At 65.6% G+C, this 24,268-nt stretch carries 22 protein-coding genes, 1 tRNA gene and 1 pseudogene; 10 read left to right on the forward strand and 14 right to left on the reverse strand.

The window, feature by feature from the left end; translation table 11 throughout:
* Positions 1 to 7 precede the first annotated feature (7 nt).
* Together EPL01_RS17615 and EPL01_RS17620 are read right to left on the reverse strand one after the other, a co-directional pair.
* Complete coding sequence (locus EPL01_RS17615; RefSeq protein WP_135826601.1) at positions 8 to 598, reverse strand: class I SAM-dependent methyltransferase; 591 nt, start codon at positions 596 to 598, stop codon at positions 8 to 10.
* Entirely contained in the window at positions 598 to 804 is a 207-nt protein-coding gene (locus tag EPL01_RS17620; RefSeq protein ID WP_135826602.1) for a hypothetical protein, read from the reverse strand. Before EPL01_RS17620 ends, EPL01_RS17615 begins: the two co-directional genes overlap by 1 nt.
* Positions 805 to 1,324: 520 nt before the next feature.
* Between EPL01_RS17620 and EPL01_RS17625 the strand changes: the two genes are divergently transcribed.
* Positions 1,325 to 2,323 (forward strand): ornithine cyclodeaminase family protein, encoded by a 999-nt coding sequence (locus EPL01_RS17625; protein WP_135826603.1) that lies wholly within the window; start codon positions 1,325 to 1,327, stop codon positions 2,321 to 2,323.
* A gap of 558 nt (positions 2,324 to 2,881) precedes the next feature.
* On the opposite strand, the gene EPL01_RS17630 is transcribed toward EPL01_RS17625, so the two are convergent.
* The gene (locus tag EPL01_RS17630; protein ID WP_135826604.1) at positions 2,882 to 3,901 is read right to left on the reverse strand and encodes a presenilin family intramembrane aspartyl protease PSH; all 1,020 of its coding nucleotides are present in this window, start codon (positions 3,899 to 3,901) and stop codon (positions 2,882 to 2,884) included.
* Between the two features lie 107 nt (positions 3,902 to 4,008).
* Here EPL01_RS17630 and EPL01_RS17635 point away from each other — a divergent pair, with 107 nt between their 5' ends.
* Complete coding sequence (locus EPL01_RS17635; protein ID WP_135826605.1) at positions 4,009 to 4,326, forward strand: hypothetical protein; 318 nt, start codon at positions 4,009 to 4,011, stop codon at positions 4,324 to 4,326.
* Positions 4,327 to 4,340: 14 nt separating this feature from the next.
* Here the strand turns inward: EPL01_RS17635 and EPL01_RS17640 are convergent, their stop codons facing one another.
* The 3 genes from EPL01_RS17640 to EPL01_RS17650 all read right to left on the reverse strand — a co-directional run bounded on the left by EPL01_RS17640 (position 4,341) and on the right by EPL01_RS17650 (position 6,077).
* On the reverse strand, positions 4,341 to 4,568 hold the full coding sequence (locus EPL01_RS17640; RefSeq protein ID WP_135826606.1) for an H/ACA ribonucleoprotein complex subunit GAR1: 228 nt from the start codon (positions 4,566 to 4,568) through the stop codon (positions 4,341 to 4,343).
* A 12-nt stretch (positions 4,569 to 4,580) separates the two neighbouring features.
* Entirely contained in the window at positions 4,581 to 4,862 is a 282-nt protein-coding gene (srp19, locus tag EPL01_RS17645; protein WP_135826607.1) for a signal recognition particle subunit SRP19, read from the reverse strand.
* Between the two features lie 78 nt (positions 4,863 to 4,940).
* The gene (locus EPL01_RS17650; RefSeq protein WP_135826608.1) at positions 4,941 to 6,077 is read right to left on the reverse strand and encodes a PGF-CTERM-anchored ABC transporter substrate-binding protein; all 1,137 of its coding nucleotides are present in this window, start codon (positions 6,075 to 6,077) and stop codon (positions 4,941 to 4,943) included.
* A 61-nt stretch (positions 6,078 to 6,138) separates the two neighbouring features.
* Here EPL01_RS17650 and btuC point away from each other — a divergent pair, with 61 nt between their 5' ends.
* Positions 6,139 to 7,239, forward strand: coding sequence for a vitamin B12 ABC transporter permease BtuC (gene btuC / locus EPL01_RS17655; protein ID WP_135826609.1), 1,101 nt, complete (start codon positions 6,139 to 6,141; stop codon positions 7,237 to 7,239).
* 547 nt (positions 7,240 to 7,786) lie between these two features.
* Entirely contained in the window at positions 7,787 to 9,058 is a 1,272-nt protein-coding gene (locus EPL01_RS17660; protein ID WP_135826610.1) for a heme ABC transporter ATP-binding protein, read from the forward strand.
* A 7-nt stretch (positions 9,059 to 9,065) separates the two neighbouring features.
* On the opposite strand, the gene EPL01_RS17665 is transcribed toward EPL01_RS17660, so the two are convergent.
* On the reverse strand, positions 9,066 to 9,374 hold the full coding sequence (locus tag EPL01_RS17665; RefSeq protein WP_135826611.1) for a hypothetical protein: 309 nt from the start codon (positions 9,372 to 9,374) through the stop codon (positions 9,066 to 9,068).
* Positions 9,375 to 9,518: 144 nt separating this feature from the next.
* On the opposite strand from EPL01_RS17665, the gene EPL01_RS17670 reads away from it, so the two are divergent.
* Genes EPL01_RS17670 through cruF form a run of 3 tightly spaced genes read left to right on the forward strand, consistent with a single transcriptional unit; the run spans position 9,519 to position 12,760 of the window.
* Positions 9,519 to 11,051: a phytoene desaturase family protein gene (locus tag EPL01_RS17670; RefSeq protein ID WP_135826612.1), complete on the forward strand. Its 1,533-nt coding sequence runs from the start codon at positions 9,519 to 9,521 to the stop codon at positions 11,049 to 11,051.
* A 4-nt stretch (positions 11,052 to 11,055) separates the two neighbouring features.
* Positions 11,056 to 11,937, forward strand: coding sequence for a prenyltransferase (locus EPL01_RS17675; protein WP_135826613.1), 882 nt, complete (start codon positions 11,056 to 11,058; stop codon positions 11,935 to 11,937).
* A 1-nt stretch (position 11,938) separates the two neighbouring features.
* Positions 11,939 to 12,760 (forward strand): bisanhydrobacterioruberin hydratase, encoded by an 822-nt coding sequence (gene cruF, locus EPL01_RS17680; protein ID WP_135826767.1) that lies wholly within the window; start codon positions 11,939 to 11,941, stop codon positions 12,758 to 12,760.
* A gap of 43 nt (positions 12,761 to 12,803) precedes the next feature.
* Here the strand turns inward: cruF and EPL01_RS17685 are convergent, their stop codons facing one another.
* Positions 12,804 to 13,757: a phytoene/squalene synthase family protein gene (locus EPL01_RS17685; protein WP_135826614.1), complete on the reverse strand. Its 954-nt coding sequence runs from the start codon at positions 13,755 to 13,757 to the stop codon at positions 12,804 to 12,806.
* Positions 13,758 to 13,988: 231 nt separating this feature from the next.
* On the opposite strand from EPL01_RS17685, the gene EPL01_RS17690 reads away from it, so the two are divergent.
* Both EPL01_RS17690 and EPL01_RS17695 read left to right on the forward strand, forming a co-directional pair.
* Positions 13,989 to 14,645: a hypothetical protein gene (locus tag EPL01_RS17690; protein WP_135826615.1), complete on the forward strand. Its 657-nt coding sequence runs from the start codon at positions 13,989 to 13,991 to the stop codon at positions 14,643 to 14,645.
* A 538-nt stretch (positions 14,646 to 15,183) separates the two neighbouring features.
* Complete coding sequence (locus tag EPL01_RS17695) at positions 15,184 to 16,275, forward strand: saccharopine dehydrogenase family protein (protein WP_135826616.1); 1,092 nt, start codon at positions 15,184 to 15,186, stop codon at positions 16,273 to 16,275.
* Positions 16,276 to 16,464: 189 nt separating this feature from the next.
* On the opposite strand, the gene EPL01_RS17700 is transcribed toward EPL01_RS17695, so the two are convergent.
* Positions 16,465 to 16,539: transfer RNA gene (locus tag EPL01_RS17700), tRNA-Thr, on the reverse strand.
* A 125-nt stretch (positions 16,540 to 16,664) separates the two neighbouring features.
* Entirely contained in the window at positions 16,665 to 17,693 is a 1,029-nt protein-coding gene (locus EPL01_RS17705; RefSeq protein WP_135826617.1) for a class I SAM-dependent methyltransferase, read from the reverse strand.
* A 178-nt stretch (positions 17,694 to 17,871) separates the two neighbouring features.
* Between EPL01_RS17705 and dph5 the strand changes: the two genes are divergently transcribed.
* On the forward strand, positions 17,872 to 18,645 hold the full coding sequence (dph5, locus tag EPL01_RS17710; RefSeq protein ID WP_135826618.1) for a diphthine synthase: 774 nt from the start codon (positions 17,872 to 17,874) through the stop codon (positions 18,643 to 18,645).
* 24 nt (positions 18,646 to 18,669) lie between these two features.
* On the opposite strand, the gene artA is transcribed toward dph5, so the two are convergent.
* The 4 genes and pseudogenes from artA to EPL01_RS17725 form a co-directional block, all read right to left on the reverse strand.
* Positions 18,670 to 19,593: an archaeosortase A gene (gene artA, locus EPL01_RS17715; protein ID WP_135826619.1), complete on the reverse strand. Its 924-nt coding sequence runs from the start codon at positions 19,591 to 19,593 to the stop codon at positions 18,670 to 18,672.
* A gap of 185 nt (positions 19,594 to 19,778) precedes the next feature.
* Positions 19,779 to 21,599: a DUF7827 domain-containing protein gene (locus EPL01_RS17720; protein WP_246045738.1), complete on the reverse strand. Its 1,821-nt coding sequence runs from the start codon at positions 21,597 to 21,599 to the stop codon at positions 19,779 to 19,781.
* Between the two features lie 249 nt (positions 21,600 to 21,848).
* Positions 21,849 to 21,914, reverse strand: a pseudogene (locus tag EPL01_RS22645) (hypothetical protein); the annotation flags it as partial.
* Positions 21,915 to 22,358: 444 nt separating this feature from the next.
* On the reverse strand, positions 22,359 to 24,236 hold the full coding sequence (locus EPL01_RS17725) for a DUF7827 domain-containing protein (protein WP_210424193.1): 1,878 nt from the start codon (positions 24,234 to 24,236) through the stop codon (positions 22,359 to 22,361).
* Between the last annotated feature and the right edge of the window lie 32 nt (positions 24,237 to 24,268).

Consider the following 24,268-nt stretch of genomic DNA (forward strand, 5'->3'; position numbering starts at 1 on the left):
CGGAAAATCAGTCGTTTCCGGGTGCGCGACCGACGACGGTGTACTCGAAGCCCCGCGACCGGAACTTGGCGTCGAGGCCCGCCTCGGCGACTTTGCGCCCGAGGTCCTCGGGCGCGAAGAACGTCGAGTCGAAGCCGTAGAGGTGTTCGCCAGCCTCGACGAGTCGGCCGACCGGCGCGGTCGGGTCGATTTCCCAAATCACGAGGACGCCGCCGGGTCGGAGCGCGCGGGCCGCCTCGGCGATGGTCTCCTCCGGGTCGCCGACGTGGTGGAGCGCGTCCACAATTGTGACGGCATCGACGCTCTCGTCGGCGAACGGCAGGCTCGCGGCGTCTGCCCGAACGGCCTCGAACCCCTTCCGGCAGGCTTGGCGGGTCATCCCCTCGGCGGCGTCGACGACGATGCGCTCGCTGGCGTCGAAGGCCGCCGCGCCGCGCCCGGTGCCTCCGCCCACGTCGAGGACGCGCTCGATGTCCCGGTCGGCGAACTCGAGCGCCGCGCGCAACTCGTCCTCGTCGGCGGTCGGCACGACCCAATCGTAGAACCGCGCGAAGCGGTCGAACGTCGCCGTGTCGCCGATGGAGTGACTTCCGGACATTACTCCTCGCTACGACCGCGGCCGCGCCGGGCCAACACCCAGAGGACGATGACGATTCCTTCCACGCGGGCGACGGTGTAGACCCACTCTTTGAGCGCCACCTCCTCGCCGCCCTTCGCGGCGCGCCGCATCCAGAAATCGACCATTCGGCGCGGGAAGAGGACCTCCAGCACGCCGATTGCGAGAAGTGCTAGTCGGGTGACCATGTCCCGGCGTACACCGAGAAATCACAAGAGTGTGTCGCCGGTCGAGTCGGCGTGAAGGGGTATCGAGAAATGTATAAACATCCTTAGTAAATATAATTATTGTTTAAATATAGACAAAGATGTCTGACGACGCGGCCACGGCCGCGTCTCCGGACGTTCAAAATCTCCCGCGACCCCAAGAGTTCTGCGCAGAGAAGCGCCGCCACCCACGGCTTCGCTCGGCCAATCAACCGATTCCTGGCGGACTGAAAGGGCGAGCGGGGTTCGCGGGCCGTCAGGCCCGTGGTCGTCTCCGGCGGCCCTATTCGCGGACCGGGCGGTGCGGAGAGGTCCGCGAATATCTGCCGGAGCGACCGCGAACCGCGCGAGGGCTTTCGAGGATACTGCTGTCCTATCAATTCCTGCGGTTCAGAACGCGAGGCTTTCGAGACCACGACTCTAGTGGTATATCTGAACGCGACACGACTTCATCCTAGCCGGTGCCTCAACGACTTTGAGGCTGGACTGTGTTGTCCCGGCCATGACCGAGGCAGTCTTTCTGACTAGCGAGGAGGTCGCCGGACTCGCGTCGCCCGCCGAATACGTCGAGGCAGTGCGCGAGGGCTACCGCCAGCGAGGCGAGGGCGCACCGGCCCGACCGCGAGCGAAGTTGACCAACGCCGACCCGCCGGGGATGCTGACCGACTACTCGGCCATCCTCCCCGAGACCGGCGCGATGGGCGGGTACATGTACGCCGCCGGGTTCGGCGAGGAGGACGCGTGGTTCATGACGCCGCTGTTCGACGCCGAGTCGGGCGAACCGCTCGCGCTGCTGGACGGCGCGAGCATGAATCCCTTCAAGACCGGCGCGGCTGGCGCGGTCGGCACCGACGCGCTGGCCCGCGAGGACGCCGAGACGCTGGCGGTCATCGGCGCGGGCTCGCAAGCCCGCGGCCAGCTCCGCGCCATCGACACCGTTCGGGACCTCGAAAGCGTCTGGGTCTACTCGCCGACCAAGGAGTCCCGCGAGGAGTTCGCGGCCGAGATGAACGAGCAAATCGACCCCTCGGTCGCCGCCGTCGCCTCCAGCGCGGCCGCCGTCGAGGAGGCCGACATCGTCGTCACCGCCACCACCGCGGGCGACCCCGTCTTCGACGGCGACTTGCTAGCGGCGGGGACCCACGTCACCGCGATGGGCCAGTACCACCCCAACAAGCGCGAACTCGACGCCAGAACCATCGAGCGCGCCAAGTACGTGCCGGACCTCCGCGACCGCGTCGAGCAGGACGCCGGGTCGTTCATCGCGGCGCTCGACGAAGGAGCCATCTCGGAGGACCACGTCCACGCGGAACTCGGCGAAGTAGTCGCGGGCGAAGCGCCGGGCAGGGAGTCCGACGAGGAAATCACGGTCTTCGACAGCGGCGGCACCGGCATCGAGACGGTCGCGTCGGCCCACATGCTCTACGAGAAGGCCAAAGACGAGGGTCTCGGCTCGGAAATCTCGTTCGCTCCGGCGAGCGAGGCGCTCACGGGTCGATAATTCGGAGAAGTGAGACAGCGAAGGCGAGTCACGCCTGTTCAGGCCGCCAGCATCATCGCCGCGATGAACGACGAGTTGGTCCCGGCCTTGGTTTCGTTTTTCTTGCGCTCTACGTCCGTCAGATTACGAGGGTGTTGCCATCGCATACCTCTACAAAATATTTACTCACACTTGAGTATGTTGCTCTGGTTATGGGTTGCCAGAGGCTCGCAAATCACTTGTGATGGCATGGCACAAATGACGTAAGATTTTTAAATTTCTGATACAACATCTCGGTAGGTGAGCCCTACCTGAAACACCTATAGCCGGGACACATCCACGCCAAGGGTCCTTCCGAACCCAATGACAAGAAAAAACGAATCACCTGGCTATAGTATAGTGAAAATAAAAGTAGAGCGAGTTAGCCTCTCAGTTCGGTTGAAATCTAGGCACATCTGCCTTAGTGCCTTGTTAGTTGGTCTAACCGGAAGGTTAGTACTCTAATCAGCGTCTCGGGCTCACCATCGGACTTTTAATTTAGAAAACAACTATATGAAATAATAGTGTGACGATGAGTTCTTAGAACCCCAACGCCTGCACCAACGTCATCCCACTCGCCAAAGCTCCGACCAGATACCCGCCGATTGCCCCGCCGTTCAGCAGGGGGAGTCCGGCGTGCGCCCGGCCCTTCATGACCATCCACAGAAGCACGAGGAGGCCCGCAATCGTGCCGACCATCGAGGTCAGGGCGGGCAGGTTGAGCGCGAGGCCCGAAATCAGCGGCTCGGCGGGCGCGAAAAAGGCCGCGCTGGCGACCATCACCGTGGGCATCACCGCGTCGCCCAGTCCGATGAAGAACACGTCTCGCTCTCCCATTCCCGGGCGCTCGGCCTCGGCGTCGGTCTCGGAGGGTTCGCCGCCGTCAGCCGCGCTTGCAGTTCCTTCCTCCGGCGATTCTTCGTCCTCGGCGGCCATCCCCTCGTCGTCGAGGAAGGAGTAGGAGAGAGACAGCGGAATCACGAGGATGACGGGAATCTTCAGGTCCATCACGCCCGAGGCCAGCGTCAGCATGTGTTCGGTGCCGTAGACGCTGATGGCGTCGTAGATGGCAAGCACCGAGAGCAGGAGGATGGCCGGGAGCAGGCCGAAACTAATGCCGAACAGTCCGGCCGCGCCAGCCCCCATCAGGACGCCCGCGGCGTCGATGACGTACCACTCGGGGTGGACCGCCAGCGCCAGCGAGACCAACCCGGCCGCGGCCAGCGCGACGACGTTGAGGGGAGCGCCCCCGAACGAGACGACCAGCCACCCCGGAATCACGACCGAGAAGACGTACCACGACAGCAGTCCGCTGGTGAAGATAATCGCCCCGCGGAGCAGCCACTGGACGTCGAGTTTGATGATGAGCAGCATCACGCCGGTCAGGACCAGCACCGCCCCGACGTAGACCAGACTGTTGGTCGGGTCCGAGGGGTTCTCGACCTGCTGGTAGCCCGCCTGCTGGAACGGCTCGACCAGCGCCAGCGCGCCGAGTTGGACGAGCAGAAACATGAGGACCGTCAACCCGACGGCCGCGAACGCACGCGTTCGGTTCTCCATGTCGGGTGCCTCGCACCCCTCCGCCTTTGGGGTTGTGGTCTCCCCTCGCGTGTCGGGAACCGAAGGCAAACGGCAGGTTTTTGTCGGTGGCCCGCCCGTGTGACGGTATGTCAACGCACGGGACGCGAGGGGCGTCGCCAGAGTCCGCCCGCCTCCCCGACGCGGTTCCGTTCGGCCTGCCTGCGCTCTCTCGGCTAAGTTGGGAACTCGGGTCGCGGGTCGTCGCGGACGCGCCGCTCCTCACCGAATGGGAACACGTCACGTCCGGGCGGACGCTCGAAGTCCACGACGTGACCGACAACACCGTGGTCCTCGGCGTCCGGACGCCGGTCGGCCGCGAGCGCTTCTTCGGCGCGGCCAAGGAGGACTTCGAGGAGAAACGCCCGCTACTTTCGGACGCGGACGACTGGCGTCGGCCCGAATAGGGAAACCTCGGATTCTACCGCGCGTACAACTTCTGCCCGAGGAGCGTCGCCAGCGTGACGCCCTCGTCTGGCGTGACCGCGACGTAGGGCCGGGAGACGGGGCCGAACACGTCCACGACTCGGCCGACGCTGTTGAGTTGCTCGTCCACGGCCTCGGTGCCCACGTCCGGGTGGTCGTCGTCGGCACACCGCACGACGGCGAGGCCCTGTGCGGTCCGGACGACTTCGCCGACTCGTTGCATCAGGCTCTCACCTCACTTGCGGAGCGCCGCGACGTAGGCCGCGACAGCCTGAATCAAGTCGTTCTTCGTCGAGTCGTCGGCGTTCTGGACCAACACGCGGCCGTTCTCCTGCCAGTTCTCGCGGGAGTAAGCCTTGTCGCGCTCGATTATCGCGTCGTAGCCGACCTGCTGGACGGCCTGTGCGATTTCGTCCACCGTCGGCTCTTCGACGGCCATCTCCTCGGCGACCCGGCGTCCCTCGTTGCGGGTCTTCTCCGCGTCGAAGTACGCGGGCCACAGCACTTTCTCGACCATACGTCAACGTCTTCTTCCGGCCCCTAAACAACTTAGGAATCGGGTCGGAGAATAGCCGGAAACGGGCTGGCGAAGCGATCAGCGACGACGCGCGAGGAGGGCCGCACCGGCGAGCGCCGCGACTGCCGCGGTGACGCCGAAGCCGGGGGTGCTTCCGGAGGACCCGTCGGCGGTCGCAGTAGTAGTCTCCTCCTGTTCCTGCATCGCGCCCTCGTCGGTGGTCGTCTCGGGCGATTCAGTCGTGGTCGGTTCGACCGTCGTCTCGGTCGCCTCGGTCGTGGTCGCGTTCGCCTCGGCGTAGGCGTCGGGGTGGAAGGCCTTCGCCATCTTCGTGATGGCGTAGACGACGCGCGGTGCGGGCTGGCTGATGTTCTCGTTGCTGACCGTGATGACGTTGCCCTGCTTCACCGCGTCGGTGCCGTTGTAGGCCTCGGTCTCGGGGTACGCGCCGAACGCGCCGAGTTGGACGATCCACTCGGGGTTCTGCTCGACGATGACCTCCTCGCTAATCTTCCCGTAGCCCGAGATGTTGGCCTCGGCGGCGACGTTGGTCCCGCCAGCGAGTTCGACCACGTTGTCGATGAACGTGCCCCCTCCGGCGGTCCAACCGGCGCCCTGCGAGATGAAGACCGTCGAGCGCTCGGAGTTCTCGACCGCTTCTCGGACCGTGCCGACGCGGTCTTTCATCCACGAGACCGTCTCGGTCGCGCCCTCGCAGTTGCCCGTGAGCTGACCCATCAGTTCGGTCTTCGCGTAGATGTCTTCGACGGAGGTGGCGAAGTCGAACTTGTAGACGGTCAGTCCGGCCTCTCGGAGCTTCTGGACCGTCTCGTTCGGGATGACGTTGGGCGCGAGGACCAAGTCCGGCTCGGTCGAGACCACTTTCTCGACGTTGACGAACTGCTGGCCGCTCCCCGAGACGTTGGTCAGCGAGTCGGTGCCGTCGAGGTAGGCGGCGTACTGAGAGACGCCGACGACCTGCGACTTACCGCCGATTTCCCACATCGTCTGGGCCGCGCTCGGCGACAGCGTGACGACTCGCTCGGGCTTCTGCTCGACCGTGACCTCGGTTCCCGTCGCGTCGGTGCTGGTGACGGGGAACGAACAACTCGACTGTGCGGCGTCTGCCGTGCCGCCGGTGACTGCTCCGACCGGCGCGACACCGGCCGCGAGCAACAGCAGGACCGCAAAAACGCTCGTAACCTTCTGTCTCATGCGTCCGCATCTCCGGCCGTATGCAATAAGTATTTACCTAAAGCAATCAGGCTTTCACACGATGGCTGATTCGGCGCGCGTCGTGGGCTGGTCAATCGGACTCCTCGCCGCGCTGGCGGCCGTGGTGGTCGTCAGCGCCGCGATTGGCCCGGTGTCGCTGGAGTATCTCGTGGTCGGGAAAGTGCTATTGAACGCGCTCGCGGTCCCGGCGGGCGTCGGACTCGCCGAGCGGACGCTCCGAATCGCGGGGCTGGCGGTCACGGTTCCGGGGCCGACCGTCGAGTTCGCGCCGGTGTTCCACTTCGCGGTGCCCGAGACGGCCCGGACCATCGTCGTGACCCTGCGCCTGCCCCGCATCGCGCTCGGGGCGGTCGTGGGCTTCGCCCTCTCGACGGCGGGGGTCGTGATGCAGGGGTTCTTCCGGAATCCGATGGCCGACCCCTCCATCATCGGCGTCTCGTCGGGCGCGGCGGTGGGCGCGGTGGCGACCATCGCAATCCCCTTCGCAGTCCCGCTCGCGCTCCCGACCGCGGCGTTCGTCGGCGCGGTGCTGGCCGCCTTCGGCGTCTACCTGCTCGCCACCGAGGAGGGCCGGACTCCGGTCGCCACCCTCCTGCTCGCGGGGGTCGCGGTCCAGACCTTCCTCGGCGCGGTGGTCTCCTTTCTGCTCCTCCAGAGCGGCGAGAGCCTGCGCCGGGCGGTCTACTGGCTGATGGGCCACCTGCATCTGGCCTCGTGGGAGGACGTGACCTTCGTCCTCCCGGTCGCAATCCTCGGCTTCGCGGTGCTGCTGGCCTACGCGCGGGACCTGAACGTCCTCTTGCTCGGCGAGGAGGACGCCCACGCGCTCGGCGTCGAGGTCGAGCGCACCAAGCGACTCCTGCTGGCGGTCGCCAGCGTGATGACCGGCGCGGCGGTGGCGGTCTCGGGCGTCATCGGCTTCGTCGGCCTCGTCGTGCCCCACGTCATGCGCCTGCTGGTCGGGCCGGACCACCGGATTCTCCTGCCCACCTCGGCGCTGGCGGGTGCGACCTTCCTCGTCGCCACCGACACGGTGGCGCGCTCTGGTACCGCGGAGCTACCGGTCGGCATCGTGACCGCCTTCCTCGGCGCGCCGTTTTTCCTCTATCTCCTCCGGACTCGGGAGGTGCATGCGCTGTGAACCGATTTTTCGGACGACGACGTTTCGACCTCCTCCCGGCGCGCGCTGGAGCGGCGTCTCGTCGCCGCGCCATCGTCGCGCGAGGGATGAGGACCACAGGGAGGAGCGAAGCGACGACCGAGGACCGCAATCGGTTGGGGAGGACGTGGCCCACGCGCTCGGCCGATGGTCCACCACTCGCGCTCGGCCAAACCAACCACCGAGGACGCGCTCGACCGACCGAACCACAGCGGGTGGATGAAGGGGCCGCCCGCTCGCGGGGCGGAGGCCCGTGGTCGTCTGGCCGACCCCTATCCGGACCGGGCGGTGCGGAGAGGTCCGGATATGTCGGCCAGCGACCGCGAGCGGGCGGGGGCTTCAGAGGAAGAAACCTCGAAAGTTCTCATCCCAACTCCAAACCGAACCCATCGAAGCGAGCGGGCGGGGATTTCAGAGGCGTTCACGTCCTCAGTTCTGGCCTCGAAACGGGCTCTACCGACTCCGCTCTCAGCATCTCTTCGACTGATTCCTTCAACACAAAATCCGCCAGAGGAGGTCCCAAGAACCGATGATACGAATCCAAGACCTAGAAGTCGAACTCGGCGGGACCGAAATCCTCGACGGCGTAACCACGGAAATCGAAGACGGCCAGTTCGTCGGTCTCGTCGGTCCCAACGGCGCAGGCAAAACTACATTGCTTAGAGCAATCAATGGTGTTCTAAAACCTGATTCTGGAAGTGTCTACGTCGATAGCGACCCCGTCGCCGACCTCTCCTCGAAGGAGGCCAGTCGTCGCATCGCGGTCGTCCCGCAGGACACCAGCCTCTCGTTCGACTTCCCGGTCGAGGAGGTCGTGGCGATGGGTCGCCACCCCTATCGGTCGCGGTTCTCCGGGCCGAAACCCTCTACCGACGGCGACTCAGACCAGCAAATCGTCGAGGAGGCGATGGCGCGCACCGAGGTCCAACACCTCGCCGAGCGTTCCATTACCGCCGTCTCGGGTGGCGAGCGCCAGCGCGTCCTGCTGGCTCGCGCGCTGGCCCAAGACACCCCCGCGCTCCTGCTGGACGAACCCACCGCCAGCCTCGACATCAACCATCAGGTCCGGACGCTCGAACTCGTCCGCGAACTCGCCGACGAGGGCAAGACCGTCGTGGCGGCCATCCACGACCTGAATCTGGCGGCCCACTACTGCGACGAACTCCGCCTGCTGGCGGGCGGCGAGATTCGCGCCAGCGGCGACCCCGCGGACGTGCTGGCCGAGGACCACCTCGAAGCGGCCTTCGACACGCGCGCCGTGGTCTCCAGCCACCCCGTCACGGGTTCGACGTACGTCACGGCCCTGCCAGAGCGCCCCGACGACGCGGCGGGCCGAGTCCACGTCGTCGGCGGCGGTGGAACCGTCTCCCGACTGCTCTATCTCCTCTCGGCGGCGGGCTACGACGTGTCGGTCGGCGTCCTCAACGAGGGCGACTCGGACCTCGAAACCGCTCGGTCGCTCGGCCTCGACGCCGTGACAGAAGAGCCGTTCGCGCCGGTCGGCGAGGCGGCCCGCCGCGAGGCCGAGGAGAGAATCCGCGAGGCCGACGCCACGATTCTCGCGGACGTGGAAGTCGGCGCGGGCAACGTCGCCAACCTCCGGGCCGCCCGGGAGGCCGACTCGGTGGTCGTGGTCGAGGAGCGCCCCTTCGCCGAGCGCAACTTCGCCGGGAGCGACGCCGCGGCGCTCTACCGGGAACTCTGCGAGCGCGGGCAGGTCGTCGGGCCGGACGAACTCCTCTCGGCGGTCGAGCGCGCGGTCGGAGAAAAGCGGGCGTCGGCGCGGTGCGACGCTACCTGACCGGCGCTTACGACGCGACTCGCTGGCGCTGCTGGAGCAACTCGAACAGCATCAGCGCCGCGAACGTGCTGGCCGCCAGTAGCACCATCCCGGCGATACCCACGTCCACCGAGGGCGCGGCCATGCTCGCCGTCCCGAGGACGCCGCCCGAGAGGAGCGCAATCGCCATCCGCGCGGGCCGCGAGAAGCTCGCACATCGCTGGGCGAGCGTGGGGTCCAGACCCACGATTCGAGTCCAGACGACGTACAGCGACACCACGAACAGAAACGAGAGCAGACCGACGCCCAGCAGGAGGGCGAACTTCGCCGGATTCATTTCCTGTTTTCAACAGCATCAGGGTTCGGATATAAGCCTATCGGAGATACGTCTCAATCGTTACACGACGGCGAGTGAATCCGGTCCTCCTCGGGGGTGAAACCGGTCCGCCAATTTATGTGACTCGCGCCCTCAGAATCCGACATGCAACTCTCGGACCGGTCGGTCGCGGTCGTCGGAAGCGGTTTCGGCGGGCTCTCGACCGCCTGTTACCTCGCCGACGCGGGCGCCGACGTGACTGTCGTGGAGAAAAACGAGCAGCTGGGCGGCCGGGCCAGCGTCCTCGAACGCGACGGGTTCCGGTTCGACATGGGGCCGTCGTGGTATCTGATGCCCGACGTGTTCGAGCGCTTCTTCGGCCACTTCGGCCGGAGTCCGAGCGAGTACTACGAACTCGAACACCTCCACCCCCACTACAAGATTTTCTTCAAGGACGGCGACCGCGTCACCGTCACGGCCGACCGCGAGGAGACCAAGGCCACCTTCGAGGAGTACGAGCGCGGGGCCGGGCCGGCCCTCGACGCCTACCTCGAGGAGGCCGAAGAGACCTACCAAATCGGGATGGAACACTTCGTCTACACCGACCGGCCCCGGTTCCGCGACTACGTGGACTGGGACGTGGTCCGCCACGCCCGCGGCCTGACCTTCCTCGGGTCGATGCAGGACCACGTCGCCGACTACTTCGACCACCCCAAACTCCGCCAAATCATGCAGTACACGCTGGTGTTCCTCGGCGGGTCCCCGAAGAACACCCCGGCGCTCTACAACCTGATGAGCCACGTCGATTTCAACCTCGGCGTCCACTACCCGAGAGCCAAGGACGGGACCGCGACCGACGGCGGGGACGCCGACGGAACCACTCCCGGCGGGATGGGCGTCGTCGTGGACGCCATCGCCGAGATGGGCGAAGAACTGGGCGTCGAGTACCGGACCGGCAGCGAGGTCGAGTCGATTCTGGGGTCGGCGGGGAACTTCCGAGTGGAGACGGAAGACGGGTTTCTCAGAGCCGACCTCGTGGTCAGCGACGCAGACTACGCCCACACCGAACAGGAACTCCTCCCGCCACAGAGTCGCCAGTACGACGCCGACTACTGGGAGTCTCGGACCTACGCGCCCTCGGCCTTCCTGCTGTACCTCGGCGTCGAGGGCGACGTGGACGGCCTCGAACACCACACCCTCGTCCTGCCGACCGAGTGGAACGACCACTTCGACGAGATTTTCGAGGAGCCAGCGTGGCCCGAGGACCCGGCGTACTACCTCTGCGTGCCCAGCGAGACCGACGACACGGTCGCGCCCGAGGGCCACAGCAACCTGTTCGCGCTGGTCCCCATCGCGCCCGGCCTCGACGACGGCCCCGAGACCAGACGGCGCTACCGCGACTTCGTGCTGGACGACATCGCCGAGAACACCGGGGTAGACCTCCGAGACCGAATTGTCCTCGAGGAGTCCTTCTGCGTCTCGGACTTCGCGGAGCGATACAACTCGATTCAGGGCACCGCGCTCGGCCTCGCTCACACCCTGCGCCAGACCGGCCCGCTCCGGCCCGGCCATCGCTCCTCGGAGGTCCCGGGACTGTACTTCACGGGGTCGTTCACCACGCCCGGAATCGGCGTCCCGATGTGTCTCATCAGCGGCCAGCACACCGCCGACGCCCTGCTGGAGGACTACGGCGAGTAGCGCCATGCTGAGGTACCTCCTCAAACTCTCTCGGCCCCGGTTCTGGCTCTATCTGGCCGGACCGGTCCTCGTGGGGGTCGCCTACGGCGCGTCCGCCCCGAGCGACCTGTTCGCCCCGGCCGGGGTCGCGCTGTTCGCGTACTTCCTCCTGCCCGCGAACGTCTACCTCTACGGCATCAACGACGTGTTCGACGCGGATATCGACGAGGAGAACCCGAAGAAGACGGGCGAGGAGGCACCCGAGGCCCGGTTCCGGGGCGGGACCGCCGTCACCCTCCTCGTCGCGCTCTGCGGCCTCGCCGGTTTCGCGCTGGCGGGTGCCTTCGCCGTCGGGGCGCTCGCACTCGGGTCGAATCCGCCGATGGGTGCGACCGTGGGCGTGGCTGTCTGGGTCGTCGCCTTCCTGCTCTTGGGGTACGCCTACAGCGCGCCCCCGTTCCGACTGAAGACCGTGCCGCCTCTCGATTCGGTCTCGAACGGTCTCTACGTCCTGCCGGGCGCGGCGGCCTACGTCGCGCTGGCGGGTCGCCAACCTCCCGCGCTCGCGGTCGTCTCGGGGTGGCTCTGGGCGATGGCGATGCACACCTTCTCGGCGATTCCCGACATCGAACCCGACCGCCGGGCCGGGATTCGGACCACCGCGACCGTGCTGGGCGAGCGCCGGACCTTGGCCTACTGCGGGGTCTGCTGGTTGCTCGCGGCGGGAGCCTTCGGCCTGCTGGATATTCGGGCCGGGGCGCTCCTCTTGCTCTATCCTCTCTTCGCACTCGGGGTCGCCGAGACCGACGTTTCGGTCTCGCGGGCCTACTGGTGGTTCCCGGCCATCAACACGCTGGTCGGGATGGTGCTGACGCTCGGCGGTCTCTGGGGGGTCGTGCGTGGGTAACCTGAGTAGAACCCAGGTCGAGCGCCGACTCTCGGACCTCGTCCGCGAGAACCGGTTTACCATCGCGGTCGTCTTTCCGCTGGTCGGGGCCGGGATGTTCGTCGCCAGTCACGAGGGGTGGCTCCCGCCGTGGCTGGCGATGAATCCTCTGCTGGTCCTGTTCGGCACGCTCGTGATGCGCCTGCCGCTCGTGGCGGGTCTCGCGCCGCTGGTGGACCGCCGGGCCGGAGTCGGCCTGCTTCTGGTCACGGCCTACAGCTACGTCATCGAGTACATCGGAGTCCACTACGGCGTCCCCTACGGCGAGTTCAGCTACCAAATCGAGTTGGGACCGATGGTCGGCGGAGTTCCGGTCGGCCTGCCCGTCTTCTTCCTCCCGTTGGTGGTCAACAGCTACCTCCTCGTCCTACTTCTGCTCCCGAAGGCAGGCCGGATAGCTCGGACCCTCGCGGCGCTCGCGGTCGTGCTGGTCGTGGACTTCGTGCTGGACCCCGCGGCGGTCGGACTCGGCTTCTGGGACTACGGCGGCGGGTTCTACTACGGCGTCCCCTTCTCGAACTTTCAGGGCTGGATTCTGAGCGGCCTGATTGCGGTCTCGCTCGTTGAGTGGGGATTCGACCGCGCGGCGCTCGGCGACCGACTCCGGAACTGCGAGTTCGCGCTCGACGACTTCGTGAGCTTCGTCCTCCTCTGGGGCGCGATGAACGTCTACTTCGGGAACTGGATTGCGGTGGCGCTGGCCGCGGGACTCTCGGCCGGGTTGGTTCGAACCGACCGCTTCGACTTCGTCGGAATCGGCCGGGAACGCCCCGAACAGGGTTGAAAAACTCCAAAATCGCCGGGAAGAGACCACCGAGGAGCCGGGTTCAATCGGCCTGCGGTGCCCCTTCCGGGCGATGGCTGGCGTGGACTTTCTCGGCCTCGGGGACGGCGCTCACGGCCCGGAACACCGTCACCGGGTCGCGGGACTTCTGCCAGTACCACCGGGTCTTCGCCCAGAGCCACGCGGCGCGGAAGGCTCCGACCTCCGGCTCCGAGGAGAACACGTCGTAATCTCGCGCTCGGATGAGGCGGTGGTGTTCGGCGTAGAGGACCGCGGCGTACAGCACCGCGAACTGGCAGTCCTCGGGCAGGTACTCGATGCCCGCCACGCCCTCGCGGTACTTGCGCTCGGCCCGCCGGAGTTCGTCGGCCATCGCCGCGCGGAAGCCGTCTGTCGGGTTGCAACGCCGAATGTCGGCCTCCGTGACGCCGTGGCGCTCGCGGGTGGTTCCGGGGAGGTAGATGCGGTCGTGGTCCAGAATGTCCTCGCGCACGTCGCGGAGGAAGTTCGTCAACTGGAAGGCCTCGCCGAGTGCGACCGCGTGAGGTTTGGCGCGCTCGGGTTTCTCGACGCCCATCACCGACTGCATCATCACGCCGACCGCGGAGGCCGACCCGCGCATGTACTCCTCGAGTTCGGCGTAGGTCTCCCAGCGGGACTTCTCGATGTCCGAAATCATCGCGTCGATGAAGATTTCTATCTCCTCGTCGGGAATCCCGCGCTCGTCGCTGACCTCCTGAAACGCCGCGAGCACCTCGTCGTCCGTCTCCACTTCGCCGAGCGCCTCCGCCCGGAGTTGTTCGAGTCGCGCCCGTTGCTCGTCGGGCGGTAAGTCGTCGGCACCGTCTACGACCTCGTCGGCGACGCGGAAGAACGCGTAGAGGACGTACGTGGGATTGCGTATCCGCCGGGGGAGCAACCGCGTAGCGAAGTGGAAGGTTCTGCCGGTTCGCTGCTGAATCGTCTTACTTCGTCGGAGTTGTCGGTCGGTGACCATTCGATCTCTCCTGTGTTGTGCAGAGTCCGGTCGAACAGCAGCGGCCCCAGCATTTCACCTAGGGAGTCGTCCGTGTTAATTGTTGGCGTCGGTGAACTCCCGGCGGGCAGACAGTCCGCGCGGTAGGATGTCCTTACTGAGCGTAATCTGGGTTACGAGGTCCGGAGTTCGCCGCGAGCGCTTCCGGACTGCCATCACGCCTTTCTACGTCGGTGCCCTCGATTCGGACGTATGAGTTCTTCCGACGCCGTCACCGAGACGTTAGACGAGGGTGGAAACGGAATCGCGGGTCGAGTCGGGTCGCTGGCGAAGCCGCTCGGACCGGCGCTCGCCAAGCACGCCGAGTCGGGCACCCTCGCGGCCGCGTCGGGGGTCGTCTCGCTGGTCCGGGCCGGGCGGACCTTCTTGAAGGGCAACCGCAAGCGCGGCGTCTTGCAGGCGCTCGGAGGCCTGTTCTGGGTCGGCGTCGCGCTCGCCCAGCGCCGGACGGGACGCGGTTCGACCGCCGGAGCGACCCGAGGAGGACCCTCTACCTCCGACCTCGCCGACGTGGCCGACTCCTCGCCGGACATCGAGGATGTCGAAACCGAAGGCACGGACGCCGACCACGCCACGGGCGAGGAGGTCGTGGATACGACCGACGCCGACATCGAGGAGTCCGACACCGCGCCGGAAGTCGAGTCGCACGCCGAGGGCGACGTGGACCAGCGCGACGTGGTGGAGTCGGGTGACCTCGAAGACGCGGACGCCGATGAAGAGAGCGAAGCAGGGTCCGAGGACGCGACGGAGGCAGGAGACGTCTCCGAGGAGTCGCCCATCGACGCGGTCAGCGACGAGAACGCGCAGGCCGAACCCGACGGCGGCACCGAGAGCGACGACGAGGAGTGACTCAGGACTCGGCGGAGCCCGATCAAAGCCTTGTATTTGTTTCTCTGGGCAATTATAATATTTCCTAACCAATTATATATGATCCTTTGTCCAGAAATCCGCGAGTGCGGCCCGGCGGCCAGCGGCCGCCGGGCCGCCGAACGCCCGGCCGACCAAACAGCCAGCAAACGCTCGTCCAGCCATCCACCGGCGAACGCCCGGCCAACCAACCGCCGGGAACGCGCTCGGTGAAACAATCACCACGGGAGGATGAAGGGGCCGGTCGCTCGCGTTCACTTTAGTCGTCTCCGCGGGCACTACTCGCGCCGGGCGGTGTCTGCGGGAGCGAAGCGACCAAAGGCTCGTCGGAGCTCGTCTCCGACGGTGCGGAGAGGCGCGAGTATCCCGCGGAGCGACCGCGAGCGACCGGGGGCTTCAGAAGACATCATCACAGTAGTTCTGCTGTTCGCACTCTCGTTCGCAATCGTCGTCATAGCAAGAACTCCCTCACCTAGAATCGGCCCCGCGAGTTTTACCCGTCACCGTCTAATCCGACATCGTGACCGACGAACTGCTCATCTACGGAGCCTACGGCTACACCGGCGCGCTCGTCGCGGAGACGGCAGTCGAGCGAGGTCTCTCGCCCGTCCTCGCGGGGCGCACCGCCGAGAAGGTAGAGCGGCAGGCGACCGACCTCGGCCTCGACCACCGGGTGTTCAGCCTCGAACACCCTGAAATAGTCGAGGACCACGTCGAGGAGTTCTCGGCGGTGCTGAACTGCGCGGGGCCGTTCTCCGAGACGGCCCGGCCGATGTACTCGGCGTGCCTGCGCACCGGCACCGACTATCTGGACATCACCGGGGAAATCGACGTGCTGGAGGCCATCGCCGAGCGCGACCGGGACGCCGAGGAGGCCGACGTGACCCTCCTCCCGGCGGTGGGCTTCGACGTGGTGCCGACCGACTGTCTGGCGGCCTACCTCCAGACCCAGCTGGACTCGGCGACGAGGCTCACGCTCGCCATCGACGGACTGGGCACCTTCTCGCCGGGCACCGCCAAGTCCATCGTGGAGGGCCTCTCGCGCTCCGGCGCGGTCCGAGAGAACGGCGAGCTTCGGACCGTCCCCGCGGCGTGGAAGACCCGCCACCTCGACTTCGGGCGCGGCCCCAAGCCCGCCGTGACGATTCCCTGGGGCGACATCTCGACGGCCTACTTCACCACCGGGATTCCGAACGTCGAGACCTACGCCACCGTGCCCGACTACGTCCCGAACGTGATGGAGAAGACCCGCCCGTTGGTGCCGCTCCTCGGGACCGAACCGGTCCAGTCCGCGATGAAGGCCGCCATCGACGCCGTGGTCTCGGGACCGACCGCCGAGGAGCGCGCCCAGAGTCTGGCCCGCATCTGGGGCGAAGTCGAGGACGACGCGGGCAACCGCTTCGCCGCCCGGATGCGGACGCCCGACACCTACGACCTCACCGCCCAGACTGCGGTCGAGTCCGCGCGCCGGGTGGTCGAGGGCGAGGTCAATTCTGGCTTCCAGACGCCCTCCTCGGCGTTCGGGCCGGACTACGTGCTGGAGTTCGACGGGGTGGAGCGCGAGGACGTGCAGGAGGTTTCGGAGGTAGGTGCGAGTGTGCTTGAGGAGTAACAGCTTTCACCGATAGCCGATTCGCTGTCGAGGAATACTCGACACTCACCGTATAATTCGTGGAAAAGTAAGCCGGTGGAGGGATTATGAACCACCTGAAAACGCTTCCTCGCCTTCGGCGAGACTGCCTTTTCCGTAGTTCAAATCCTCTACAGAAGGCTCTTCAGCCTCACTACGTTCGGCAGAAAGAGCCGGTGGAGGGATTTGAACCCTCGGCCTATTCCTTACGAAGGAATCGCTCTAGCCAGTCTGAGCTACACCGGCACACTCACTTCGTTCGTGTCCCGAGCCTCGCCTCGCGTTGCTCGGCGAGACACCGGCGCGCGTACTTCCTCTTCACTCTTTACTACTCCCCACAGGCAAAATAAGGCTTCCGGAATCGCCCGCCGTTAGCGAGATAGTCGCACGTCGAGACAGACGTTCAACTCGTGAGGAGCGTACGACCGGACCACGTGGCGCGTCTCGACTTCGACTTCGTACTCGGGTTCCGCGGCCTCTCGAATCGCGGCCTCGCCCGGCCCGAAGGGGTCGTCCTCGTGCTGGATGTCGTAGTAATGAATCACGCAGTCGTCGCCAGCGAGTTCGACCGCCGAGTCGAGGAACTCGTCGGCGCTGTGGGGCAGGTTCATCACCACGCGGTCGGCCCAGTCCGAATACTCGGGCGCGACCTCTCTCACGTCGCCGTGAATCGCAGTTACCCTGTCTTCCACGTCGTTGCGCCGGGCGTTCTCCCGGAGGTACTCGACGGCCTTCTCGTTCAGGTCCACGCCGACGACCTCCGCGCCGCGCTTGGCGAAGGGGACGACGAACGGCCCGACGCCCGCGAACATGTCGAAGGCGCGCTCGTCGGTCGCTCGCGGGGTATCCCCGCTCGCATCTTTCGAGGGCCGTGGCCCCTCGCCAACCTGCTCGGCGACCCGGTGGCGCTCGGTGGCGAGCCGAGGAGAGAAGTAGACCTCGGACACGTCGAGGAGGAACTCGCAGCCGTACTCGCGGTGGACCGTCTCGGTTCCGTCTCCCGCAAGCACCTCCCAGTCGCGGACCCGGAGTTCGCCCTTGACCTTCGAGGCCCGATTCACGACCGTCTTCACGGGGATGTCCGAGGCCATCACGGCGTCGGCGATTTCCCGGGCGCGCTCCGGGTCGTCCTCGTCTAAGATGGCGATGTCGCCGAGGCGCTCGTAAGTCGGTTCGTAGCCCAGCAGGTCGGTGGGCGTGTCCGGCGTGTCGCGCTCGCCGACGGCGCGCGAGACTACGGTCAAATCCTCGGGCACTCGGTCGGCGTCGGTCACCGGGAGGTAGAGGCTCCCCTCCGCGACTTCGATTTCGAACTCGGCCGCGAGGAGGTTCTCGTCGGCCAACCGCTGGCGAGTCTCCTCGCCTCGCTCGCGCTCGACTCGCACGCACGGGACTTCCATACTCTCGCTTTTCGGGGTGTGGCGGTAAGCGTGACGCTTCGCGGTCGTCGTGGGTGTCCGTGGGTGGTCGTCGGTCGTCGTGGTTCGCCGGTGGGTCCAGCCCCGACGCACTCGTCGTCGGGCCAGCGAGCGCGTCCGACTCGAAACGCTATAACCCGCTGGCGTCCCTACCGGAGGTATGCTCACATTCGTCGGCCTCGGTCTCTACGACGAGCGTTCGATTACCGTCGAGGGCAAAGAAGTCCTCCGAGAGGCGGACCGCGCCTTCGCCGAGTTCTACACCAGCAAACTCCTCGGCGCGAGCGTCGAGGACTTGGAAGCCTACCACGACACCGACATCGAGGTCCGCGACCGGGCGGGCGTCGAGCAGGACCCCGAGGAAATTCTCCGGGCCGCCGAATCTGGCGACGCGGTCTTTCTCACCGCGGGCGATACGATGATTTCGACCACTCACGTCGACCTCCGGCTCCGGGCCGAGGAGCGCGGCATCGACACGCGCGTCGTCCACGCGCCCACCGCCGAGTCGGCGGCCAGCGGCCTGACCGGCCTCCAGAACTACCGCTTCGGCAAGGCCACGACGCTCCCCTTCGAGTACGCCCACGGTGCCGACGGCGTCCCCGCCAGCGTCACCGACGCCATCGACGAGAACCGCGAGCGCGGCCTGCACACGCTGGTCTACCTCGACATCAAGGTGCGCAACGACGAGTACATGTCCGCCGACTACGCCGCCGACCTGCTGGCCGAGGAGTACGGCGACCTGCTGGGCGTCGTGGTCGCCCGCGCCGGGAGTCCCGACCCGCTCGTGGCCGCCGACCGCATCTCGGCGCTGGCCGACCGCGATTTCGGCGACCCGCTCCACCTGCTGGTCGTGCCGGGCGACCTCCACCACATCGAGGCCGACGCGCTCGGCGCGCTGGCGGGTGCGCCGGAGGAACTCCTCGACGTCGAATAATTCTAAACACTGAGCCGCGCTCGATTACTCGCCTTTTCCGTCGGTCGCAACGGGTCGGTCGGTGCCGACCGCCTCGTGGAGGTCGTACTCGTCGCCGGTTGCGATGTAGAGGACGTCCTCGCCGACCGTCAGCAGTTCGGGGACCTCGCGGGCCACCGCCCACGCGATACCGACCAGCGCGACCACCGAGAGGACCTGAGCCAGCACGCGGTCGGAGATGAAGTACGACACCATGTGGGGGTCCTGATAGCCCAGCAGGCTCATCGTCGGGTCCACGAAGAACTGCAACCACTGGTGGCTGAACGCCAGCGTGATGAAGACCACGCGGACGAGGTTCAGCGCCCAGATAATCGGGATGGCGATGGCGACGCCCCGGAGCTTGCGGCCGAGCGGCGCGCGGACCGCGGCGATGAGGCCGCCGAAGATGGCCATGCTCCCGAGGCCGGTACACGCCAGCAGGACGTTGACCTTGAACTTGCCCTCATTCGTGTGGAAGAAGTACGTCCCGCGAATTCCACCGTCGCGCTCGACCACCTCGAACTCGTAGCCCAGCGTCTCCATGACGAACTCGCCCTGCCACGCCACCGTCTCGATGAGCCACTCCTTGCCAGCGGGAATCATCGTGAACGGCAGGTAGATGAGGCCCATGAACGCGATGGCCCGCGAGAGCAGAAAGAGGGTCTCGCGGCCCTGCACCAGCAGGTACGCGGCGTACAGGCAGGCCGGAAGCGCGGCCAGACTCAACGCACCCTCCACGAAGCTCTTCTGCTCGAACGCGAAGTGGGGGAACAGCGCGAGCCAGAACACGCCGAAGACGACCCACGCGAACGCGGCGAGGTAGCGAGCGCGCCCCCGGCCGTGGTCGTCGTCGTACCAGTCGAGGGCGGCGGCCGCGGCGAACAGTCCGACGACGAGCCACGCGAGTCCGTCTGTCAACGCGGTAGTCACGGTTAGAAGGACGAAAGCGCGCCCCGGATAAAGAGTTGACGGCTCGTCTCAAATCGAGTAACGTCTGCCTAGTCGGGTCGAAACGCGGCGTTTCCCACGTGCGACGACGCTGTCGCTACGGGAGTTGGCACGCCGAAAAAATGAAACCGCGAAAGACCGGCGAAAGCCGGTGGTTAGTTAGCTATCTAGTTGCTGCGGCGGAGAGCCAGCAGCGCGGCAGCGACGAGGGCGACGAGCGCGACACTCACGCCGAAGCCGGGGATGCCACCGTCACTCGCGGTCGTGGTGGTGGTCTCCGTGGGCTCCTCGGTCGTGGTGGTCGTCGTCTCGGTCGGCTCCTCGGTCGTCGTGGTTTCCGTCGTAGTCGTGGTGGTCGTCGTAGTCGTCGTGGTCGTCGTCGTCCCGTTGTCCGACGGGCTGTCGGCCTCGAGGCTGGAGTCCACGACGGCGTCGACGCTGTCCTCGGTCTCCTTGTTGGTGAACTCGAACTCGGTGCCGTTCTCGACCTCGCTGAAGTCGAAGTCAGCGGTCCACGCACCGTCAGAGTCGACCGTCACGGTCTGGCTCTGAAGCAGGTTCGCGGCGGTCGAACGGGCCGACACCGTGAACTCGCTACCGGGCGCGAGCGAGGACGTGCCGGTCACGTTGACCTCGCCGTTCGGGACAGCGTACACGTCGTCACGGTTGGTGTCGAAGCTAACCGAGCTCTCGGCGAGCGAGAACGTCGTGTTGACGGACTCGCTCTCGTCCTCGGCGACGAGCTTGTTGTAGTTGTCGTCGTCCTCGCTCTCGGGCCCTTCGATGGTGAAGGTGGCCTCGTACTCCTGGCCGTCCGCGAAGGCGTCCTGGTCGGACGTGTCAAGGACGATGAAGAACGTGTTGTTCTGGGCGTCCGTCACCACGTCGTAGCTTTCCTGGTCGACCGCGACACCGTCCTGGTTGGCACCAGGGTTGGTGTGGTCGAAGCTCACCGACAGACCGTTCTGGCTGTCGAAGTGGTCGCCGGTGTCGAGGTAATCGTACAGACCGGAGGCCTGAACTTGGACGATTGCGTAGTCGTCGACGGCGATGGTGTCGCCCTCGGAGACGGCGTCGTAGACGTCACTGGAGTCGTCGAGGGAGGCTCCGGCAGGGGCGACCCAGCTCTGGGCCGCGTCGGTCGAGCGCTCGTTCAGCACGAACGTCCCGAACGCCTCTTCCTCGGCATTGTCGCCAGTCGGATTGTCGTCGTAGACGGTGATGTCGTAGTCACCGGCCTCGATGACGCTGTCGGTGTTCAGGACTTCATCGTCGTCGTTCTGGCGGAAGCCCTGTTCTGTGACTGTGTCGTCACCGCCAGTGTCCGTGAGGACGGCGTCAGCGTCTTGGGTACCGGTCTCGTAGGTGTGGACTTCGACGGTGACTTCGCCGTCGCCGTCCTCGTCGGTCACCTTACCGTAAACGGCGTAGTTGACTTCTTCGGTGCCGAACTGGACCCAAGCACTCTGGGTGTTTTCGAGTTCGACGGTGAACTCGCCGACGTCACCGCGCTCGTCGCTCGGGTAGGAGTTCGCGAGCGAGTAGACCGCGTCGCCCTCCTCGTCGACGTTGACGTCGACGGAGGCCTCAGCGTCGGTGTCGGTCACGCTCAGGTCGAGCGTGTAGTTACCGGCTTCGGCGAAGTTGAGCGGTTCGACGGTCTTGTCAGCGCCGCCGTCGATGATGACCGCGTCCTCGTCGTCGTTGAGCGTGGCGACCCCGTCGGCGAAGACATCGACGAGATCTTCGGCGTCGATGTCGTCGGACGAGACCGCAACGTCGTAGCCGCCCCGGTTGGAGTCGAGGCTGAGCGCGACGTCGTCAGCGGTCGTGACGTTCGTCTCGTTCACCGACGCACTGAAGTCCTGCGTAGCGACTTCCCACTTGGAAGTGGAGACAGGGTTACTGTCGGGGGTGCCCTGAGAAGCACCATTCTCGAACTCGATGGCGTCACCGTTGTTGTCAACGATGACGTATTCACCGCTCAAGTCGCTGGTCGAGATGACTGCCTGACCAGATCCGTTGAGGGTGAATTCCGTCGTAAGACCGCCAATCTCTCCGTCATCATTTACTTCTCGAATCTGCCAAGTTTCGTCGTCAGCATCGTTCCCAGCGTTAACCCACACGGATTGGCCGGCCCAGTATGTCGCACCGGAGTCGGCAGCAGTATCCGCGCCAGCTGCGTCTGCACTGTTCGCGACGGCGGCCGCCGAGCCTGCGAAGGCGGCGGTACCGGCGAACACCGACAGGACGAGCATGGCAGCGAGGGTTACGCTGCGAATTTTGTCGTTTGTCGTTGTCATGGTTTGGATTGGTTATTCAGTCGGCGACAGCACCTTTCCCGTGGCCCTCGGGGGAACCCGGAACCGCACCGGATGTGGGCCACCTGTACTCGCTACTGCCACCATGGGTAGGGGTACAGACGAAAGGTTACGCCGTGGTTATAAGTGCTTTGTGGTCTGAGAATCCTCTCGTTACTGGTTGTCACGACGAGTTATTGCCGCGTTACGAAGCAGTAGAGAGGCCGATGGTGGCGTATACCGTAGAACCTGTTTTCTCACGAGTACGGTGATACGTCTCGGAGCCGATTCTATCGTATACGCCAGTTTCGACCGGTATCGGTCGGTTTCTCGGAGAGAGGACCTCGCCGAAACCTCGGTAAGCCTACTGGTACTGCCGCTTAAAAAGAAAACCAGGTATTTCGAAGCGCGACTGCCGGGCCGAACGAGTGCGGCGTCGAAGCCGAGTTACTGGCTCCGACTGCGACGAATCGCCAGCAGCGCGGCGGCGACGAGTGCGACGAGTGCGACACCGAGACCGAAGCCGGGGATGCCTCCGTCGGTCGCTTCGGTCGTGGTAGTAGTCTCCTCAGTTGTCGTCGTCTCCGTCGTGGTGGTGGTGGTCTCTTCGGTGGTCGTAGTCGTCATGGTGGTCGTCGTCGTGGTGGTCGTCGTCGTAGTGGTCGTCGTCGTCGTTTCGCCAGCGCCTTGGAAGTCAGCGTCGACGAGCGCACTCACGCTGTCGTCTGTTCGACCGTTAGTGAACGTGAACTCGGTGCCGTTCTCGACTTCGCTGAAGTCGAAGCTGGCGTTCCACGTACCGTCAGCATCGACCGTCACCTGCTGGCTCTGGAGGAGGTTCGCGGCGGTCGAGCGGGCAGTGACTTGGAAGGTCGTGCCGGGCGCGAACGTCGACGTGCCGCTCACGTTGACCTCGCCGTTCGGGACGACGTACACGTCCTCGCGGGTAGTGTCGAACGTGACCTCGCTCTCGACCACGGAGAACGTCGTGTTCACCGACTGTGACTCTCCTTCGGGAAGGAGCTTGTTTCCGTCACCGGTTTCGTTGCTGACGGTGAAGGTCGCTCGGTACTGCTGACCGGGTTGTGCCGCGGACGTGTCGATGGCCACGAAGAACGTGTTGTTCTCCGGGTCCGGAATGACCGCGTAGTTTTCGGCCGAAATCTCGTTCGGCTCCTGATTCGCACCGGGGTTCATCTGTACGACTTCCATCGACAGCCCCTCCGTGCCGAGTTCGAAGTAGTCGTAGAGACCGGAGGCCTGAACCTGCACGACTGCGGCGTCACCTTCTGCGACAGTATCGCTTTCGGCGACGGCGTCGTAGACCTCACCGGCGTCGGCGAGGTTAGCGGTTGGCGCGACCCACGTCCGAGCGCTATCGGTCGAGCGCTCGTTCAGCACGAAGGTCCCGAACTCAGCCTCTTCGCCAGCGCTATCGTAGATCGTGAGGTCGTAGTCGCCGGCCTCGATTGGCGTGTTCAGATTCGATCCGGCGGTGAACGACTCGTTGCTGATTTCGTCGTTCGAGCCTTCTGCGAGCGTAATGACGCTCGATGCGGTACCTGTGTCGGTCTCATACGTGTGAAGCGCAAGCGTGACCTCACCGTCATCGTCGGCGTCGGTCACGTCGGCCCACACCGCGTAGTTGACGTCGGCGCTACCGAACTTGACGGTAGCGGTATCGGTGTTGTCGAGTTCGACGGTGAAGGTGCCGACGTCACCGCGCTCCTCGCTCGGGAAGGGGTTCGCGAGCGAGTAGGAGGCCGCGCCCTGTTGGTCGACGTTGACGCTGACCGACCCAGAGGCGTCGGTGTCGACGACTTCCATGTCGAGCGTGTAGCTTCCCGCCTCGGTAAAGTTAAGCGGGAGCGTCGAATCGGCCTGTCCGGGGACGATTACGCCTTCCGAAGTGTTCTCGGTCACGGCATCTCCACCGAAGACCTCCACAAGCTCGCTCTGGCTGAGGTCGTCGGACGTGATGGAGACGTTGTAGCTACCGCGGTTCGAGTCGAAGTTGAGACCGACATCCTGCGCGGTCGTGACGTTCGTCCGGTTCACCGACGCGTTGAACGTCTGCGTGGCGACCTCCCACGCATCGCTCCCGACATTGCCGGCGTCTTGGGCCGTCACGTCTCCATTCTCGAGCGTGACCGAGTTGCCCTGACTATCGACGATGACGTAGTCCCCACTCAGGCCGCTGGTGGAGATGACCGCCTCACCCGTATCGTTGAGGGTGAACTCGGTCGTGAGATCGCCGACGTTGTTGTTATCTGTTACAGAACGAATCTGCCACGTCTCGCCACCTTGGTCTTCTTCCGCGTTCACCCAGAGTTCCTGTCCCGCCCAGAAGGTCGAAC

Source organism: Halorussus ruber, from assembly GCF_004765785.1.
Classification (GTDB): domain Archaea; phylum Halobacteriota; class Halobacteria; order Halobacteriales; family Haladaptataceae; genus Halorussus; species Halorussus ruber.

Bases quoted from the DNA above. Each gene is read 5' to 3' on its own strand.
- EPL01_RS17615 (WP_135826601.1), bottom strand. From the start codon at position 598: ATGTCCGGAAGTCACTCCATCGGCGACACGGCGACGTTCGACCGCTTC.
- EPL01_RS17620 (WP_135826602.1), bottom strand. From the start codon at position 804: ATGGTCACCCGACTAGCACTTCTCGCAATCGGCGTGCTGGAGGTCCTC.
- EPL01_RS17625 (WP_135826603.1), top strand. From the start codon at position 1,325: ATGACCGAGGCAGTCTTTCTGACTAGCGAGGAGGTCGCCGGACTCGCG.
- EPL01_RS17630 (WP_135826604.1), bottom strand. From the start codon at position 3,901: ATGGAGAACCGAACGCGTGCGTTCGCGGCCGTCGGGTTGACGGTCCTC.
- EPL01_RS17635 (WP_135826605.1), top strand. From the start codon at position 4,009: ATGTCAACGCACGGGACGCGAGGGGCGTCGCCAGAGTCCGCCCGCCTC.
- EPL01_RS17640 (WP_135826606.1), bottom strand. From the start codon at position 4,568: ATGCAACGAGTCGGCGAAGTCGTCCGGACCGCACAGGGCCTCGCCGTC.
- srp19 (WP_135826607.1), bottom strand. From the start codon at position 4,862: ATGGTCGAGAAAGTGCTGTGGCCCGCGTACTTCGACGCGGAGAAGACC.
- EPL01_RS17650 (WP_135826608.1), bottom strand. From the start codon at position 6,077: ATGAGACAGAAGGTTACGAGCGTTTTTGCGGTCCTGCTGTTGCTCGCG.
- btuC (WP_135826609.1), top strand. From the start codon at position 6,139: ATGGCTGATTCGGCGCGCGTCGTGGGCTGGTCAATCGGACTCCTCGCC.
- EPL01_RS17660 (WP_135826610.1), top strand. From the start codon at position 7,787: ATGATACGAATCCAAGACCTAGAAGTCGAACTCGGCGGGACCGAAATC.
- EPL01_RS17665 (WP_135826611.1), bottom strand. From the start codon at position 9,374: ATGAATCCGGCGAAGTTCGCCCTCCTGCTGGGCGTCGGTCTGCTCTCG.
- EPL01_RS17670 (WP_135826612.1), top strand. From the start codon at position 9,519: ATGCAACTCTCGGACCGGTCGGTCGCGGTCGTCGGAAGCGGTTTCGGC.
- EPL01_RS17675 (WP_135826613.1), top strand. From the start codon at position 11,056: ATGCTGAGGTACCTCCTCAAACTCTCTCGGCCCCGGTTCTGGCTCTAT.
- EPL01_RS17685 (WP_135826614.1), bottom strand. From the start codon at position 13,757: ATGGTCACCGACCGACAACTCCGACGAAGTAAGACGATTCAGCAGCGA.
- EPL01_RS17690 (WP_135826615.1), top strand. From the start codon at position 13,989: ATGAGTTCTTCCGACGCCGTCACCGAGACGTTAGACGAGGGTGGAAAC.
- EPL01_RS17705 (WP_135826617.1), bottom strand. From the start codon at position 17,693: ATGGAAGTCCCGTGCGTGCGAGTCGAGCGCGAGCGAGGCGAGGAGACT.
- dph5 (WP_135826618.1), top strand. From the start codon at position 17,872: ATGCTCACATTCGTCGGCCTCGGTCTCTACGACGAGCGTTCGATTACC.